The organism is Streptomyces canarius, assembly GCF_014650735.1.
Classification (GTDB): domain Bacteria; phylum Actinomycetota; class Actinomycetes; order Streptomycetales; family Streptomycetaceae; genus Streptomyces; species Streptomyces olivaceoviridis.
This window is the reverse complement of record NZ_BMVN01000031.1, coordinates 93,967-110,121: the sequence shown is the minus strand read 5'-3', so window position 1 is coordinate 110,121 and position 16,155 is coordinate 93,967. Positions and strand designations below refer to the sequence as shown.

Below are 16,155 nucleotides of genomic sequence, written 5' to 3'. Positions count from 1 at the left end.
GACTCGAACATGTCAGACAGTTCTCTCAACACCACCACCCCGCGATGCATTCCCGCCCCTCACGCCCCCGCGCGGACCCCGATCGTCTCAGAACCGCGCGGGCAGGGTGTCCAGGGCCTTGACCGTCTCGCCGGCGTAGTCGGCCGTGTCGGCGGGCTGTTCGGTCGCCCACCACACGTGTCCGTCGGGCCGCAGCAGTGCCGCGGTCACACCCGCCCAGTGGTCCCCGCCGGTGGTGGAGAGCCGGCTGCGGTGGACCGCGACGCCGGCCGTCGCCGCCCGTTCGGCCACCTCCGCGGGGACCGGGGTGTCACCCATGGTCAGCAGCACCGGACGGCCGTCGTGCAGCAGCGGGAGGATGCCCTGGCCCTCGGGGTCGTAGGCCCGGACGCCGGTGAGGGGATGGGCGTCCGCGTCGGCCGGCGGGTAGGCCGTGTCGAGTCCCGAGAGCTTGCCGGCGAGCATCCTGGAGAGGCCCGGTTCGTCGGCGATCGCGTCGCTCAGCAGGGACCGCAGCGCGGTGACGTCCGGGGTGAGCCCCGTGATCAGCGCGCTCTGCGCCAGCGTGTGCTCCGCGAGTTCCCCGCCCACCGCGTGCCGTTCGCAGTGATAGGTGTCGAGCAGCTCCGAGCCGGCCCTGCCCTGTGCGACGGCGGCCAGTTTCCAGCCGAGGTTCATGGCGTCCTGGAGCCCGACGTTGAGACCGACCCCGCCCGCGGGGAAGTGGCTGTGCGCGGCGTCCCCAGCCAGCAGCACCCGGCCGGCGCGGTAGGACGCGGCCACGCGCGTGGCGTTGCCGAACCGGGTCAGCCAGGACGGGTCGCGCATGCCGAAGTCGGTGCCGGCGATGCGCCGTGCGGTGTCCCGGAGTTCGTCCAGCGTGAGCGGATCGCGGTGCTGGTTGAGCGGGTCGTACCCGGTGACGCGGTACCTGCCGTGCGGGAGCGGCACCACCAGGAGGCGACCGGCCTCGTTCAGGGCCTGGAACCCGGCCGGCGGTGGACTGTCCAGCACGACCTCGCCGAGGTATGCGTACGCGGAGGTCGCGGTCCCGGGGAAGTCGACACCCGCCTGGCGGCGCACGGTGCTGTGGGTGCCGTCGGCGCCGACGACGTACCGGGCGGTCACCTCGTAGGTGTCGGCGGGGCCCCGGACCTGGAGCGTGACGGCCGCGTCGTCCTGGGTCAGGGAGACCACCTCGTGTCCCCGCCGTACCTCCGCGCCCGACTCGACCGCGTACCGCTCCAGCAGTTCCTCGGTGGCCGACTGCGGGAAGGTCAGCATGAACGGGAAGGGTGTGGGCAGCGACCGCAAGTCCAGACGGTTGTCCAGCATGCCGAAATGCCAGTTCGGCACGGGCCGGCCGCCGGCCAGCATCTCCTCGTGACGCCCGCGCATGGCCAGTACCTCGATCGTGCGGGCGTGCACACCCAGGGCCTTGGAATGCGGGCTGCGCTGCTCGTCCCGCTCCAGGACGAGGGGGCGCACTCCCGCGAGGGCCAGTTCATGAGCGGTCCACAGGCCGACGGGGCCGCCGCCGACGATGACCACCTGGTGACGCGTGGGTTCCCTGTCTTCGGACATGCCGTCCCGACTCCCGACGAGTAGATGCGCCGTCAGGCCCTAATGACCGGGCGGTCATTAGGAGGATACCCCGGTGCCCGGCCTCACTCGGCCCAGCGCCCCACCGCGGTGAGCCACGCGATGCTCGGGTTCAGCCACGCAGGGAACCTCTGTGTCATCCCCTCGAAGTACTCCGCCCGGCTGCCGGCGGCGAAGACCTCCATGGCCGCACGCAGGTAGGCGCGGGTCTCGTCGATGACGGACGCCGGATCGTCGCGCTCGGGATTCTTGTGCCCGGCCACGACGGTGGTCGGGTTGACGGCGGCCACGGCGTCGATCGCGCCGAGCCAGCTGTCGATGCCGTGGGCACCGGCCTCGGAGAGGTACTGGTGCACCTGGTTGTAGATGACGTCGCCGCCGACGACCAGGTCCAAGGACGGCACGTGCAGGAACGTCGTGTGATCGGTGTCGGTGTGCCCGGCGGCATGGGGGACGAGCGGCTGCCCGTCCACCTGGAGGCCGCCTTCCGGGACGGCCTCGGCGATGACCGGGGTCTCGCCGATCAGACCGGGGAACGCCGCTCCCCAGAACGGGTTAGGCCGGCCGCCGGGGGTGGTCCGCTCCATCTCCGCGACCGTGTCGGCCGTGGCCCACACCTTCAGGTCCGGGAACCGCTCCCGCACGGGCGCCGTCGCGTACCAGTGGTCGCCGTGCGCGTGCGTGACGTAGACGCCGGTGATCGTACGGTCGAAACCGGCGGCCCACTCCGCGACGGCGACCCCCTGCTCCGTGGTCAACCCCGGGTCCACCAGAACGGCTTCGCGGGGGCCGTAGACGAGAGTCGTGGACAGCGGGGACCACAGCAGCGGGCCGCCGTCCGGCCGGGGAGGCAGGGCGGTCGGCGCCAACGGCTGGATCGGACTGACGTGTACGGCATGGGCCAGGGACGTCATCGTCGTTCCTCTCACCTGGGTCGCGGGTGGAGGGGAACGGGCGCTGCCGCGTTCCCCTCCGTGCGAGTCATCCATGACCCGCCGCCCCTCATCCTGCTGCCGCCGGGCTCGGAAACGGCGGGCGGGGAGACGGGGGCGAGCCGTTGGGGCAGCCCTTCTGCCTCAACGCGCGCGACCGTCCCGCCCGTCGGACAACTCGTGCGGCGGGTCGGTTAGTTGGAATATCCAACTCAATGGATCGGTTGGCCTGAACAGCGGTTCTTGCGTGGGAGGACACCGATCGTGAACAGAACACTCAGCCCTGACCGAGAAGGCGTGTCGGTGGAGGTGCGGCCCTCGGCGGGCGCCTGCCGGGTGATCAGCCTCGCCGGTTCCGGCCGGGCGGAGCAGCGGGCTCGGGAAGCGGTGCGGAACACCTGCTCGGAGTTCCTCGGAGCGAGGCTGCCGGACGCGCTCCTCGTCATCACGGAGCTGGTGGCGAACGCGGCCTCCCACACGGCCGGTGTCCGGGGCCTGATGCTCCACCACGACCGGAACGCCACCTCGCTGACGGTCTACGACAAGGGCGGGACGACGAGCTGGCCCCACGCGGCCGAGGCGGACCCGCTGGCCGAGTCCGGCCGGGGCCTGCACCTCGTCGCCGCCCTCGCCGACTCCTGGCACACCCGTCCGGCGCTCGAAGGCAAAGCCGTCACCGCCGTCTTCCGGACCGGCAGCAGGGAGCCGGAGGCGGACTGACCGCCGGTCCCGCCACGGCGACGGCCCCGGCACACCGGGTCAGCGGCTGTGGAACGGTCCCGTCGCCAGCAGTTCGTCGGTGGTCAGCACCTCGTGCGCGATCAGCGCGTAGCGCCGCAGCATCTGCTCGTAGGAGTCCGGTCCGCCGTCGGGGGCCGTGGCATCCGGGACCAGGGTCACCCGGTATCCGCGTTCCATGGCGCTGCGTGCCGTCGACTCCACGCACATCGTGCCGATCATGCCCGCCACGACGACGTGTTCGACACCGCGCCGCTTCAACTGGATGTCGAGATCGGTCGTCGCGAAGACATCGAGGTTCTTGTGCGGGGCGATGGTCACGTCGTTCGGGCCGGGTGTGAGGTCGGGGTGGAACTCGGCACCCCAACTACCCGCCTCGAACATGCGGTTGTCGAACATCATGTGGTGGATGCCGGACTGTGCCGCCAGTTCGCGTACTCCTCGTCGGTGTACGACATCGGCGAGAAGAACGCGGGGTAGCCCATGTCCCGGAAGCCGGCGAGCAGGCGGCGCAGGTTGCCCAGGGTGCCGATCCGCTCGAACTCGGCCTTGAAGCCGGGATATCCCTTCCCCTCCTCGGAGAAGATCTCGTTGACCGTGTCGATGAGAACGAGACCGATCGGTGCCGAAGCCGTGGACGCGGTGGTCATGATGGGTTTCCTTTCCTCCGCCGCACCGCCGTGGTGCGCGCCGGCCCGGGTGGGGGCCGGGCCGTTCGGAGCGTGTCACCGGTGACGCGTCCAGGCATCGGTCGTTCGACTGACGCGCGAGCAGGCGTGCGCGCGGCCGGTCACCTCTCGTCGTCGTGTGCGTACAGCTTCAGTACGGGAACGCCCACCGTGTGACGGGCCCGGCCGGCCCAGTCGAGGTGGAGGAGTTCCTCCACGAGATGCGGAGCGGTCAGGACGATCACCTCATCGGCATGCGTCTGCTCGACCACCGATCGCAGCAGGGTCAGGGGGTGGCCACCGGCCAGTTGTCCGACGCACTCGCTGCCGGCCGCCCGCAGGCTCTGGACCGAGTGCTCCAGTGCCAGGGCGGCCTGCCGGGCTTCCTCGCCCTCCGGCTCCCCGCCTTCGTGGACGGCCTGCTCCAGTTCACCGAGCGCGATGTCGTCCAGAGAGCGCAGCAGCCGGTTCTCGGAGCCCCGTGGCTGCATGAGGACGACGAAGAACGTCTCGTCGTCGTGGAGCGTGGTGACGAACTTGACGTCCGCCGCCGACAGCTGCTGCTCGATCAGAAGAACGCTGGTGAACATCGGGGTCCCAACCTCGGTGCGCCCCGGGCGGGGCGCGAACGGTGAGCAACGCTAGCGCCCCGCGGCCGAGGACCTGATCCCGGCCCGGTGGGCCGGCCCGGACGCCCCCTCTACACGGCCAGCTCGGTCAGCCGCTCGATCCGGATGCCGCCCACCGTCAGCGTCTGTGCGAGCTCCGCGAACCGCCGCAGGTGGTCGCTGCCCGAGTGGGCGCGCAGGTGCTCCTCGCTCTGCCACACCTCGTGCATCACCAGCAGCCCGAGGTCGTCCAGGCCCTGGTGCGGCACGTAGGTGAGGCAACCGTCCTCCTGCCGGGTGGCGGCCACCAGAGCGGGCAGCGCGTCCCGCAGCTCCTGCTCCTTGCCGGGACGCGCCTGCATGCGCGCGACGAGGACGATGGGCCCGTTCTCGGGATGGGTCATGGCGTTCTCCGTAGGTCGTCGGGTGGCCCTGGGGGCCGGAAGCGGCCGTGCGCGTCCGCGCGGGCCGCGCACGGCCGGCCGCGGTCCGGAACAACTGTCGTCACCGCGGTCCGGAACAACTGTCGTCACCGCGGGCCGGTCGGACACGTGATTCCGGTCGCCGATGCCCGTGAACGCAGGTAATGGGCGCCCGGGGGCAGTGTTGCGCGGCCGGCCGGCGTGTGGGGGCGGCTCAGAAGCCGGTGAGGGTGATCTTGCCGATGGCGGTGCCGGACTCCATGACGCGGTGCGCCTCGCGGAGGTTCGCCGCGTCGATCCTGCCGAGGTCCTTCACGGCGGTGGTGGTGATGATGCCCGCGTCCACCAGGCGGGCGATCTGGGTCAGGATGTGCCGCTGCCGGTCCTGGTCGGGAGTCTGGAACAGGGAGCGGGTGAACATGAACTCCCAGTGGTAGGAGATGCTCTTGGCCTTCAGCACGCCGATGGGCAGGGAGTCGAAGTCGTCGATGGCGACGATCCTGCCGAAGGGCCGCAGGGCTTCCGCGTAGGCGCCGAGGTTGCCGTCGGTGTTGGCGGTGCTGAACACGTGTGTCAGGCCGTCCGGTGCCACCTCGGCGACCTGGGGGGCCAGGGGCTCGCGGTGGTCCACGATGTGCCGCACACCCATGCGGGTGGCGAACTCGACGGTCTCCGGACGGGAGGCGGTGCCGATGACGGTCAGGCTGGTCAGGGCGCGGGCCAGCTGGGCCGTGATGGAACCGACGCCTCCGGCCGCGGCGGTGATCAGCAGGGCGCCGTCCTGGTTCAGGCCGCCGTTCTCCAGGCCGAGGTGTTCGAACAGCCCCTCCCAGGCGGTCAGCGAGGTCAGCGGCAGGGCCGCGGCTTCCGGGAAGGACAACGTGGCGGGCTTGAGGGCCACGATGCGCTCGTCGACCGTGTGGTACTCGGCGTTGGCGCCGGCCCGGTCCAGAGCGCCGGCGTAGTACACCTCGTCGCCCGTCCTGAACGTCTCGACCTTCTCGCCGACCGCGACCACGGTGCCCGCCGCGTCCCAGCCGAGCACCTTGGTCCCGCCGCCCGGGTCGTTGCTCTGCCGGATCTTGTAGTCGACGGGGTTGACCGCCACGGCCTCGACCTTCACCAGCAGGTCGTGCGGGCCGGGCTCGGGGACGGGCAGTTCCACGTCGACCAGGCTCTCCGGGTCGCTGACGGGGAGGCTCTCGCGGTAGCCGACGGCCCGCATGGTGGTCTTGTTCATGGGAGGATCTTCGCTTTCCGTGTGCTGCTCGAACGGGTAGGTCGTCGGGTACGGGCGTGCCGCCGCGTCGTCGCCGGGCGGGTCACACCGTCAGGGTGTGGCCGTGCCGCGCGAGGTAGCGGTCGGCGGCCTGCAACGGCGTGAGGCCGTCCACGTTGATCAGGGCGTCGATCTCCTCGACACCGTCATTGCCCAGGTGCAGGCTGTCCAGCCGGGCCACCGCGTCGGGGTGCAGGTGGTCCAGCGCGTCGAGCCGGACGACCGGACTGGCGTCGTCCACGGTGCCCAGCAGGCCCTTGGGCTCGTGAAGGGGGCGCAGGCCGTACAGGCGGTTGAGGTACTGCGGGCGCCACAGCGGGACGACGAACCACTCCCGTGCGGCGATGCCGCGCTCCACCCGGGAGAGGAACCCCGACTCGGTGCCCGGGGTGAAGGTGTAGCTGAGCTCGTCCAGGCCGTACGCGTGCACCATCCGGGCGGAGAAGCGGCTGATGCCGGCGCCCGGGTTGATGCCGTCGACGGCCTTCGTCATCCGCTCGGCCACTTCCCGCCGCGTCAGGTCGGCGACCTGACGCACCTCGTCCTCGGGGACGTAGGGCGGCACCGCCCACACGCAGTACGGCCGGTAGTGCGGCGTCAGCACCCGGACCCGGTCCCGGTAGCGGGAGAGGTACGTGTCGTGGCTGGAGGGCAGCCACGCGGAGACCAGGACGTCGATGCCGCCCTCCTCCTGGAGCCGGAACAACTGCTCGTGCGGTGCCTCCACGCTGTCCACCCGGTGCCCGTGGGCCTCCAGGACGCGGCGCGTGACCGCGGCGGCGGCACGGTGGAACGACAGGGCGACGTTGCCCACGGTGATGGTCGGCTCCGAGCGGGAGGCGGACATGATGACTCCTTGGACCTGGGGGCCTGAGCTGCGGAAACTCCGCCATGTATGACCGGGCGTCCGGAGTCTTCCGACCCCTTCGGGCCGTCCGGTCCCCGGCACGCACTCATCGTGCTCCGGCACCGGTCCATAAGTCCAAGAACTCTTTGGCATTCTTTCTATAAGCTGAGAGCATGGCGACATTGCGACAACTGGAGTACCTGGTGGCCATCGTGGACGAGGGATCGTTCACCCGCGCCGCGGAAAGCCTCAACGTCACCCAGCCCGGACTCTCCCACCAGTTCCAGGCACTGGAACGGGAGGTCGGCGGGCCGTTGCTGGAGCGGCTGCCGCGCGGCGTGCGGCTCACCCCGGCCGGCCGGTCGATGCTGCCCCACGCCCGGGCCGCGCTGGCCGAGGCCGGCCGGGCCACCGTCTCCGCCCGCCGCGCCGCCGGCGTCTCCACCGGGGAACTGCACCTGGCCACGCTCTACTCGGTCAGCTCGGGCGTGCTGCCCACCGTCCTGGGGCTGTGGCGCCGCAAGCACCCGGGCGTGCGCATCCGGTTGTTCGAACACCGGCGCAGCGACGAGCTGGCGCAGGCCATGGCCGCGGGCCAGGCCGACGTCGCCGTGGGACCGCTGCCGGAGGACTGGGAGGGCACCGCCCGGCACATCGGCGCCGAGGAGTTCCTGGTCGTCACCGGGTCCGACGACCCGGTGGCGCTCTCCGACCGCGCGCCGGACGTCCGGCTGTCCGACCTCGCCGAGCGGGAGTGGGTGCACTTCACCCCCGACAGCGGCCTGTCCGACATCCTCGAACGGGCCTGTGGCGCCGCCGGTTTCCGGCCCCGGGTCGCGGTGCGTACCGAACAGGCCGCGTCGGCCATCGGGTACGCGGCGGCCGGGCTCGGGCCCACACTCGTGCCCGCCAACAGCATCCCGCCGCATTTCGCCGGCGCGTTCCTGCGTCCGGACCCGCCCCTGCGCCGGCAGCTGACCGGATACACCCGCACCAGCCCGGACCCGGTCACCTCGTCCTTCCTGGAGACCCTCGGGGAACACGCCCCGCTGATGCCCGGGCACGTCGCCAGACGCCTGCGCAAGGGGGGAAGCCGGTAGCGCGGACGGTGAGCTGCCCGTGCGTCATGAACGGAACGGTGAGCCGTCCGTGCGTCATGAACGGAACGTCATGAGCGGAACTTATGGGGAGCGACGAAAACAGTCATTGGCCTCATTGGCGTGCGGAGGAGAAGAGTGACGGCCGTGCCCCATCGGCCGCGCCACGGCGCCTCACCCAAGGAGATCCACATGACCACGCAGGAACGTTCCGGACAGCGCATCGTCGTCATCGGAGCCGGCTCCGCGATCGGACGGCACCTCGCACGCACGGCCTCGGCCGAGGGCGCCGAGCTGGTCCTCGCCGGACCGGACCTCGGCAAGCTGAAGGACACGGCCGGTGAACTGACCGGCCCGTGGCGAACCGTGGAGTTCGACATCACCGACGACGCGTCCGCCGCGCGGTTGGCGGACGAGGTCGGCCCCTTCGACCACCTGGTGTCGACGGCGGCGGTTCCCGCCAACGGGCCGCTGGCCGAACTCGACCCGGTCGACGTCCGACGGGCCTTCGCGGCGAAGGTGACCGGTCCGCTGTTCCTCGCCAAGCACCTGGCCGGCCAGGCACGCGAGGGTGGTTCCTTCACCTTCTTCTCCGGGGTTGCCGCCTGGCGCCCGGCGTCCGGGCGCACGGTCATGGCGACCACCAACGGCGCCCTGGCCTTCCTCGTCCACGCCCTGGCCGTCGAGATCGCCCCGCTGCGCGTGAACGCCGTGTCCCCCGGCATCATCGACAGCGGCGCCTGGGACAAGCTCGGTGACGCCAAGCCGGGATTCCTCCGGCAGATCGCCGACAACAACCCCGTACGGCGCGTCGGAACGGCGGACGACGTCGTCAAGGCGGTGCTCTTCGCCATGGACAACCCCTACGTCACCGGAACGGTGCTGCACGTCGACGGCGGCGCACGCCTGGCGTAGCGCCGGCACCCGCAGGGCGGCCGGTGCCCCGGCCGTGCCGGGACCCCCGGCGGTCGTGGGCCGTGCTCCGGGTCAGTCGAGGGTGTCGGACGCGAGGGCGGCGGCGAGCTGCGAGCGCCGGTTGATCTGCAACTTCGCGTAGACCTTGTACAGATGCGCTCCGACAGTGCGGTGGGAGAGGTACAGCTGGTCGGCGATCTGCCTGTTCGTGTACCCCTGGGCGGCCAGCCGGGCGACGTGCAGTTCCTGCGCGGTGAGCACGGTGCCGGCGTCGAAGGCCGGGCCCGGCTGTGTCCGCTGCACATCACTGCCGGCGGCGCCCAGCTCCCGTGCCGTTCGCCGTACGAGCGGTGCCGCGTGGTGTGACTCGAAGACGTGCAGCGCCGCGGACAGGTGGCCGCGCGCCTCCACGATGCGGCGTTCCCGGCGCAGCCACTCGCCGAAGAACAACCGGGTCTTGGCCAGGTCGAGGAACGCGGTGGTTCCCTCACCGCGTTCTATCGCCCGCTCGAAGTGACCGCGTGCGTCGCTCCCCTGCACCAGCAGGGCCCGCGACCGTTCGATGAGCATCGCGAGATGGTCGGAGTCGCTGGACGCGAGGGCGGCCGTAGCCATGTCGAGCCAGCCCCCCACCAGCTCCGGCCGGCCGGCCCGCACGGCCGTGTCGGCGATGTCGCCGCCCGCCCACACGCCGATGGGCGGGTGCTCGACGCATGCCAGCAAGTGGGCGACCGCCTCGTCGGCGCGGCCCTCGTTCGCCGCCACCTGGGCGGACGCCCAGGATGCCACCGCCGCCACCCTGGGGACCGGGGTGGGCCCGGACAGTTCGGCACAGGTGTTCAGGGCGGCGGTCGCCTGCTCGTGTTCGCCGCGCCACGCACGTACGCGTGCGATGTTCGCGGTGGCCAGGGCCCCGACCACGGGCACGTCCAGGTCGTAGCTGAGGCGCAGTGCGAGTTCCGCGTCGGTGAGGCCGGCGGCGATCGTGTTGGCGGTCACGCGGACGGTGCTGCGTCCGGAGAGGGCCACCGCCACGTCGCCGACCCGTGCCGCCTGGTGGAACATGTCGACCCCGGCGCCCCAGACGCGGTCGGCGAGGGGGAGGTCGTGGGTGTCCTCGACGGCGAACGCGAGGCAGTTCAGCAGCGTCGCGTACGCCTCGCGGGCCTCCCGCTGCATGAACGACAGCGCCTTCTCGACGGAGCTGATCCGGTCCGCCGGGCTGACCAGGGCCAGGCCGATGTCCCGGAGCACCTGCTGTGGCTCGGTGGCGGCGTCGGCTCGCCGCAGCTCGTCCGCGACGGCTGCCGCGAGGTCGGGGGATGTGTCCTGGCGGAGGTAGCTGCGCACCGCGGCCCAGGTGAGGACCTCGATCCGGTCGGCCGGATCGCTCAGCCTCCGCGACATCGCGACGAGTTCGTCGCCGCCGCGCCCCAGGAGTGTCGAGCTGGTGCCGGCGAGCATCCATTCGGTACGAGCGAACTGCACCGTCGACGCTTCGTCGTCGACGATCGGCTTCGCCTCGGTGAGCAGCGCGACGGCGTCCGCCGTCGAGCCGGCCTGCCGGGCCATTTCCGCTGCCATCACCGTGCGTCGCGCCCGGTCCGCCGCGACCGGGGTCAGCGTGGCCGCGCGTCGCCAGGCGGCGGCGGCTTCGGTCCGCGCACCCCGCCGGCCTGCCGTCACGGCGAGTGCTTCGAGTTCGGCGGCGACGTCCTCGTCCCATCCGGCGACTGCCGCGGCCCGGTGCTGGACGGCGCGTGCGGCATCGACGATGACCGCCGCCAGTTCGGTGTGCACGCGCGCCCGTGCGCCGAAGTCGGCGTTGTCGTACACGGCCGAACCCACCAACGGGTGGCGGAACTTGTACGTGCCACGGGTGAGGGTGAGCAGTCCGAACTTCTCGGCCGGCGCGAAGTCGCCTTGCTCCAGGCCCAGATTGCGGGCCGCCGCGAGCACTTCGTAGCTGCTCGCATCCTCTGCCGCGGCGGCGACGAGGAGAGCGTGCTGCGTCGCCGGCGGCAACAGGGCGACCTCGGCCAGGAACGAGTCCTCCAGGCGCCTGCCCATCGGAACCCGGCTCCCGTCGGCGGAAGGCGGCCCGTCGGCCCAGGACGGGTTGGTCGACCACTCGGTCAGGGCGAGCGGGTTGCCCAGCGCGCGCTCGACCAGACGGCGGCGTTGCGGCAGCGTCAGTGCGGGCGCGTGCAGGGCGACCAGCTTCAGCGCGTCCTCCTGTCCGAGCGGGGTCACATACACGTGGTGCTCGAAGTGCAGTTTGCGGTCGGGGTAGACGCGGTCGGTCCGGCTGGTGGCCAGGAGCAGTGCCGGCATGACGCTCATGCGGGCCGCGAGGAAGGTGACGACGTCGGCCGTCGACCGGTCGAGCCAGTGCAGGTCCTCGATCAGCAGCACGAGGGGGCCCCGTGCCGCGGCTTCCTCCAGCAGCCCGAAGGCGGCGAGGCCGGTGATGAACCGGTCCGCCGGTTCCCCCTCCGCCCCGAACGCGACCTTGAGGGCCATGCGCTGACGTGGCGGCAGAGCGTCGATGCGGCCGAGCAGGGGCAGCAGCAGTTCGTGCAGCCCCTCGAAACCGGCCGCGCCGGCGCCACGGATGCCGTGGCAGGAAAGAACCGTGAAGCCTGCTGAGGACGCGGCTTCGACGACCGCGGAGGCCAGCCTGCTCTTCCCGATACCCGCTTCCCCGTGCACGAGTGCCGAGGCGCCGTGTCCCTCCCGCGCGGCATCGATGAGGGCGGTCAGCTGCTCGAACTCGGATTCCCGCCCTATCACGTAGCCACCCGTACCGATGTGTTGCGACATGCGCTCGCTGCAAGTCGATCAACCGTACTATACGGCTCTTTTCGGCCATGGCGGCATGTACATGCTCGGGTCGGGTGGGCGCCCGTCGCGGGAATCAAGCTTAACGAAACGCTGTTCTCTTGACTAAGAGAACGCTGTTCTCTTAAGTTGGCGGACCTCTCCCGCTTCCGGGCGGCACCCCGCGAGAAGGACTCTCAGTGATCACTTACGACAAGCTGTACATCGGCGGACGCTGGACCGATCCCGCCAAGAAGGACCTGCTGGAGGTCCGCTCCCCGCACGACCGGTCCCTGGTCGGGCTGGCCGCCGAGGCCACGAAGCCCGATGTGGACCTCGCCGTCGACGCCGCCCGCAAGGCCTTCGACGAAGGTCCCTGGCCGCGCCTGTCCCCGGCCGAACGCCAGGACGTCATCGCCCGCTTCAACGACCTCTACGCCAAGCGCACCGAGGAGATCGCGGACCTCACCACCGCCGAGAACGGCAGCGCGCGCTGGTTCACCGGCTGGACCGCCGCCGCCCTGCCCCAGCAGACCGACGCCTTCCTGCGTGCCGCGGCCGTCCTGCCGTGGGAGGAGGAACTGCCGCGGACCGACGGCGCCCCGGGCCGCGTCCTGGTACGCCGCGAACCGGTCGGTGTCGTGGCGGCCGTCATCCCCTGGAACGCCCCGCACCAGTCCGCGCTCGTCAAGATCGTCCCCGCCCTCCTGGCGGGCTGCACCGTCGTGCTCAAGGCATCACCCGAGAACGCCCTCGTCACGCTGCTGCTGGGGGAGATCCTCACCGCCGCGGGCGTGCCGGAGGGCGTGGTCAGCATCCTGCCGGCCGACCGCGCCACCAGCGAGTACCTCATCTCCCATCCCGGCATCGACAAGATCGCGTTCACCGGTTCGACGGGCGCCGGACGCACCATCGCGGCCATCGCCGGCCGGCAGCTCAAGCGGGTGAGCCTGGAGCTCGGCGGCAAGTCCGCCGCCATCGTGCTGGAGGACGCCGACCTCGACGCGATGGCGGAGGGCCTGAAGTTCCTCTCCTTCGCCAACAACGCCGAAGCCTGCGTCGCGCACACGCGGATCCTCGTGCACCGCAGCCGCTACGACGAGGCCGTGGCCAGGCTGAAGGACCTCATCGAGTCGCTGACCGTCGGCGATCCCTCCGACCCCGCCACCTTCATCGGGCCGATGGTCAGGGCGGACCAGCAGGAGCGCGTGCGGTCGTACATCGAGACGGGAATCCGCGAGGGCGCCCGGCTCGTCACCGGCGGCCCCGAGGTCCCCGCCGGTCTGGAGGACGGCTACTACGTCACCCCCACCCTCTTCGCCGACGTCGACAACTCCATGCGCATCGCACAGGAGGAGATCTTCGGCCCGGTGCTCGTGGTCATCCCGTTCGACGACGACGACCACGCGGTCCGCATCGCCAACGACTCCCCGTACGGCCTCGGCGGCGGCGTGTGGACGGCCGACGAGGACCGCGCCCTGGAGATCGCCCGGCGCATCCGCACCGGCACCTTCTCCGTCAACGGCGCGCCGTTCTCCTTCGACGCCCCCTTCGGCGGGTTCAAGAGCAGCGGCATCGGCAGGGAGTTCGGCGCGGCCGGCCTGACCCAGTACGCCGAGTACAAGACGATCGCGGTCTGACCCCTCCCACCGCGACCATCACCTCCTCCGCGCGCGAACGCCCGCGAGGGCCGCACTCGTCACCTCTGCGTCCGCGTCAGTCAATCGACGGATCACCGCTCCCGGTCCGCTCACGACGATGGATGTCGGCCGCGGCAACCGCGACCACGCGTCCGACGACGGTCGGCCGGGCCGGAGCGCGTGCCCGTGTACCGAGGCACGGGGCGGCACGCGCCCACACTCCGGGTCACCGCGCACACCGAGAGGAATCCCATGTCCACCCCGTACGACCTCATAGCGGAAGTTCCTTCCTTCACGCTCACCAGTACCGACTTCACCGACGGCGGAAGGCTTGCGCTTCCTCAGGCGAGCGGTGTCTTCGGCGCCGGCGGCACCGACACCTCGCCCCAGCTGAGCTGGGCGGGCTTCCCCGAGGAGACCCGTAGTTTCGCCGTCACCGTCTACGACCCCACCGCCCCGACCGGCAGCGGTTTCTGGCACTGGGCCGTCGCCGACATCCCGGCCACGGTCAGCGAGCTGCCCGCCGGGGCCGGGGACGAGTCGGGTGCCGGACTGCCGGAGAAGGCCTGGCAGCTCGCCAACGACGCCGGTCTGAAGCGGTACGTGGGAGCCGCTCCGCCCGCCGGCAGCGGCGAACACACCTACTACATCGCCGTACACGCCGTGGACGTGGAGACCCTGGGCCTCGACCACGGCGTTCCACCGGCCTTCCTCGGCTTCAACCTCTCGGGCCACACGCTGGCCCGGGCGGTCGTCACCGCCCGCTTCTCCGTCGACTGAAGCCCCTGGCAGGTCGACTGAAGCCCCGACACCTCACCGGCCGCGACGCTTCCCGTCGCGGCCGGTGAGGTGTCCGCCGAGCCCGTGACCGCCGCCGAGGCACCATGACGCGGAACCCGTGGCCCGGGTCCGCCCTTCGGCACGCCCCATCCGGCCGGCCCGGTCGGTGAACGGGTGCCATGGGACGGGGCATCCGGCGCGCCCAGCGCGTCACGGTGCTTGGTGGCCGCGGCCATCGGCGGTCTTCGGCGCGGGCGCGTCGGGTGGCGCCCGCCAGCAGGTCGAGCGGGAAGACGGCCACGCCGGCCGGTGAGCCGGTCAGCCGTGCTCCGGCCCGTCGTGCGTTCCCTCGACCGTGGGTCCGCCGGCGGTCGGGGCCCTTCCCGGTGGCCGTTCGTACGCCCGCCGCCCGCGCTGTTGTGTCCCCTGGCGGGGAAAGCGTTGCCGGGGTGCTCAGGCTCGGTCACCGGTTCCGCAGACGTGCTCGCGGCCTGTCAGACCCCCTGGGCGAGCCGCGCGCGGTCGTCACGGCGTGACCGCAGGGCCAGCGAGAGGACCGCGCTCGCGGCGAGAAGGGCCACCACCAGGCCGTAGCCGGCGACGGTGACGGTCAGCGGGACGAAGTCGCTGGCGATGCCCGCTACGAGGACCGGCGCGCCGTACGCCGTGTAGGCGACGAGGTAGACCGCGGCGAAGAGGCCGCCCCGGCTCGCGTTGTCCGCGAGCGGGCCCAGGATGCGCAGGGAAGAGCCGAAGGCCGCACCCTGCCCGGAGCCGCCCAGCAGCGCGCCGACGACGACGAGCGGCAGCCTGGCTGTCACGACGCCGGTGACCGTGAGGACGGCACCGGCGAACACCAGGAGCGCGCCGATGCGAGTGGCCCGCCCGGCGGACAGCCGCCCGAAGCCGATGCCGGCCACCGCCGCCGCCATCGGCTGGACGGCGACGATCGCACCGTTCACCGCCGCGTTGCGGATGCCGAAGACCGACGCGTCGAAGGACGGCGCCAGGCCGAGGAAGAGGCCGGAGAACATCCAGCCGGCGGCGATCAGGGGGGCCAGGGACCAGAACCATCCGCGGGCCGTCCGGACGACGCTCAGCCTCGGGCGCAGCGAGGCCAGCACACCGGGGTGCCGGTCCGCCGTCTCCGGGGCGGCCAGTACGGAGGCGATGCCGTAGACGAGGACCACCGTCAGGCCGAGGAACACGACGGCCGTCGGGTGGGTGCTGGACTGGACGGCCAGGCCCGCGAAGAGGGCTCCGAGGGCCAGTCCGCCCACCGGGGCGGCGCTGGTCAGCACCGTCATGACCGGCCGGTGCCGCGGGGCGGCGAGCTCGATGATCGCCGCCGTGAACGTACTGGTGGCCGCTCCCGTGGCCATGCCCTGCACGGCCCGCGCGGCGATGATCCAGCCGATGCCGTCGGCGGCCAGGAACAGCGCGCTGGTGACCAGCAACAGGAGCATGGCGCCGACCAGCACCGGCCGGCGGCCGATGTGGTCCGATACGGAACCGGCCACGAGCAGGGTGGCCAGAAGCGTGACCGCGTACACGGTGAACGCCGTGGTGAGCTGCCAGGCGGGGAAGCCCCACTCGCGCTGGTAGAGCACGAAGAGCGGGCTGCCGGCGCCGGCCCCGAAGGCGACGGCGATCGAGGCGACCACCACGCCGGCGGTGGCCAGCGGCCGACCGCGCCCGGAGGGCGAAGCCGGGTCCGAGGAGGGCGCCGGGGTCTGGTGTGAGGAAGGGACTGAAGACAGCTTCACGGCGTCTCCTCGGGCCGCTTGTTCCGGACGGGTCGGACGGG

At 71.8% G+C, this 16,155-nt stretch carries 15 protein-coding genes; 5 read left to right on the top strand and 10 right to left on the bottom strand.

Features of this window, described 5'->3' with window-relative positions; all coding sequences use genetic code 11:
• Nucleotides 1–87: 87 nt before the first annotated feature.
• A complete protein-coding gene (locus IE294_RS32900; protein ID WP_189892165.1) occupies nucleotides 88–1,584 on the bottom strand; it encodes an FAD-dependent oxidoreductase in 1,497 nt (498 codons plus the stop codon).
• 83 nt (nucleotides 1,585–1,667) lie between these two features.
• Entirely contained in the window at nucleotides 1,668–2,516 is an 849-nt protein-coding gene (locus IE294_RS32895; RefSeq protein ID WP_189892163.1) for an MBL fold metallo-hydrolase, read from the bottom strand.
• A 282-nt stretch (nucleotides 2,517–2,798) separates the two neighbouring features.
• Between IE294_RS32895 and IE294_RS32890 the strand changes: the two genes are divergently transcribed.
• Complete coding sequence (locus IE294_RS32890; RefSeq protein ID WP_229917512.1) at nucleotides 2,799–3,254, top strand: ATP-binding protein; 456 nt, start codon at nucleotides 2,799–2,801, stop codon at nucleotides 3,252–3,254.
• Nucleotides 3,255–3,293: 39 nt separating this feature from the next.
• Here IE294_RS32890 and IE294_RS48025 read toward each other — a convergent pair whose 3' ends face one another.
• From IE294_RS48025 to IE294_RS32865, 6 genes are all read right to left on the bottom strand, one after another.
• Nucleotides 3,294–3,674, bottom strand: a complete 381-nt coding sequence (locus IE294_RS48025; RefSeq protein WP_229917510.1) for a cysteine hydrolase family protein — start codon at nucleotides 3,672–3,674, stop codon at nucleotides 3,294–3,296.
• Entirely contained in the window at nucleotides 3,671–3,922 is a 252-nt protein-coding gene (locus tag IE294_RS48020) for a hypothetical protein (protein WP_229917508.1), read from the bottom strand. The genes IE294_RS48025 and IE294_RS48020 overlap by 4 nt, the downstream gene beginning before the upstream one ends.
• Before the next feature lie 140 nt (nucleotides 3,923–4,062).
• Nucleotides 4,063–4,530 carry an indole-3-glycerol phosphate synthase gene (locus IE294_RS32880; RefSeq protein WP_189892161.1) on the bottom strand — a complete coding sequence of 156 codons (468 nt, stop codon included), beginning with the start codon at nucleotides 4,528–4,530 and terminating at the stop codon, nucleotides 4,063–4,065.
• A gap of 110 nt (nucleotides 4,531–4,640) precedes the next feature.
• On the bottom strand, nucleotides 4,641–4,952 hold the full coding sequence (locus IE294_RS32875) for a putative quinol monooxygenase (protein WP_189892159.1): 312 nt from the start codon (nucleotides 4,950–4,952) through the stop codon (nucleotides 4,641–4,643).
• A gap of 232 nt (nucleotides 4,953–5,184) precedes the next feature.
• Nucleotides 5,185–6,210 carry a zinc-binding alcohol dehydrogenase family protein gene (locus IE294_RS32870; RefSeq protein ID WP_189892157.1) on the bottom strand — a complete coding sequence of 342 codons (1,026 nt, stop codon included), beginning with the start codon at nucleotides 6,208–6,210 and terminating at the stop codon, nucleotides 5,185–5,187.
• Between the two features lie 82 nt (nucleotides 6,211–6,292).
• The gene (locus tag IE294_RS32865) at nucleotides 6,293–7,096 is read right to left on the bottom strand and encodes a glycine betaine ABC transporter substrate-binding protein (RefSeq protein WP_189892155.1); all 804 of its coding nucleotides are present in this window, start codon (nucleotides 7,094–7,096) and stop codon (nucleotides 6,293–6,295) included.
• A 173-nt stretch (nucleotides 7,097–7,269) separates the two neighbouring features.
• On the opposite strand from IE294_RS32865, the gene IE294_RS32860 reads away from it, so the two are divergent.
• Both IE294_RS32860 and IE294_RS32855 read left to right on the top strand, forming a co-directional pair.
• Nucleotides 7,270–8,196, top strand: a complete 927-nt coding sequence (locus IE294_RS32860; protein ID WP_189892153.1) for a LysR family transcriptional regulator — start codon at nucleotides 7,270–7,272, stop codon at nucleotides 8,194–8,196.
• 189 nt (nucleotides 8,197–8,385) lie between these two features.
• Nucleotides 8,386–9,108, top strand: coding sequence for an SDR family oxidoreductase (locus IE294_RS32855; protein WP_189892152.1), 723 nt, complete (start codon nucleotides 8,386–8,388; stop codon nucleotides 9,106–9,108).
• Between the two features lie 72 nt (nucleotides 9,109–9,180).
• Here IE294_RS32855 and IE294_RS32850 read toward each other — a convergent pair whose 3' ends face one another.
• The gene (locus tag IE294_RS32850; RefSeq protein ID WP_189892150.1) at nucleotides 9,181–11,931 is read right to left on the bottom strand and encodes an AAA family ATPase; all 2,751 of its coding nucleotides are present in this window, start codon (nucleotides 11,929–11,931) and stop codon (nucleotides 9,181–9,183) included.
• 197 nt (nucleotides 11,932–12,128) lie between these two features.
• Between IE294_RS32850 and IE294_RS32845 the strand changes: the two genes are divergently transcribed.
• Nucleotides 12,129–13,568 carry an aldehyde dehydrogenase gene (locus IE294_RS32845; protein WP_189892148.1) on the top strand — a complete coding sequence of 480 codons (1,440 nt, stop codon included), beginning with the start codon at nucleotides 12,129–12,131 and terminating at the stop codon, nucleotides 13,566–13,568.
• Between the two features lie 252 nt (nucleotides 13,569–13,820).
• A complete protein-coding gene (locus IE294_RS32840) occupies nucleotides 13,821–14,348 on the top strand; it encodes a YbhB/YbcL family Raf kinase inhibitor-like protein (protein WP_189892146.1) in 528 nt (175 codons plus the stop codon).
• Nucleotides 14,349–14,842: 494 nt separating this feature from the next.
• Here IE294_RS32840 and IE294_RS32835 read toward each other — a convergent pair whose 3' ends face one another.
• Nucleotides 14,843–16,114: an MFS transporter gene (locus IE294_RS32835; protein WP_229917506.1), complete on the bottom strand. Its 1,272-nt coding sequence runs from the start codon at nucleotides 16,112–16,114 to the stop codon at nucleotides 14,843–14,845.
• Nucleotides 16,115–16,155: the final 41 nt, after the last annotated feature.

Coding starts and splice junctions, on each gene's coding strand:
- IE294_RS32850 (WP_189892150.1), bottom strand. CDS start 11,931: ATGTCGCAACACATCGGTACGGGTGGCTACGTGATAGGGCGGGAATCC.
- IE294_RS48025 (WP_229917510.1), bottom strand. CDS start 3,674: ATGATGTTCGACAACCGCATGTTCGAGGCGGGTAGTTGGGGTGCCGAG.
- IE294_RS32895 (WP_189892163.1), bottom strand. CDS start 2,516: ATGACGTCCCTGGCCCATGCCGTACACGTCAGTCCGATCCAGCCGTTG.
- IE294_RS32880 (WP_189892161.1), bottom strand. CDS start 4,530: ATGTTCACCAGCGTTCTTCTGATCGAGCAGCAGCTGTCGGCGGCGGAC.
- IE294_RS32875 (WP_189892159.1), bottom strand. CDS start 4,952: ATGACCCATCCCGAGAACGGGCCCATCGTCCTCGTCGCGCGCATGCAG.
- IE294_RS32900 (WP_189892165.1), bottom strand. CDS start 1,584: ATGTCCGAAGACAGGGAACCCACGCGTCACCAGGTGGTCATCGTCGGC.
- IE294_RS32840 (WP_189892146.1), top strand. CDS start 13,821: ATGTCCACCCCGTACGACCTCATAGCGGAAGTTCCTTCCTTCACGCTC.
- IE294_RS48020 (WP_229917508.1), bottom strand. CDS start 3,922: ATGACCACCGCGTCCACGGCTTCGGCACCGATCGGTCTCGTTCTCATC.
- IE294_RS32855 (WP_189892152.1), top strand. CDS start 8,386: ATGACCACGCAGGAACGTTCCGGACAGCGCATCGTCGTCATCGGAGCC.
- IE294_RS32860 (WP_189892153.1), top strand. CDS start 7,270: ATGGCGACATTGCGACAACTGGAGTACCTGGTGGCCATCGTGGACGAG.
- IE294_RS32870 (WP_189892157.1), bottom strand. CDS start 6,210: ATGAACAAGACCACCATGCGGGCCGTCGGCTACCGCGAGAGCCTCCCC.
- IE294_RS32865 (WP_189892155.1), bottom strand. CDS start 7,096: ATGTCCGCCTCCCGCTCGGAGCCGACCATCACCGTGGGCAACGTCGCC.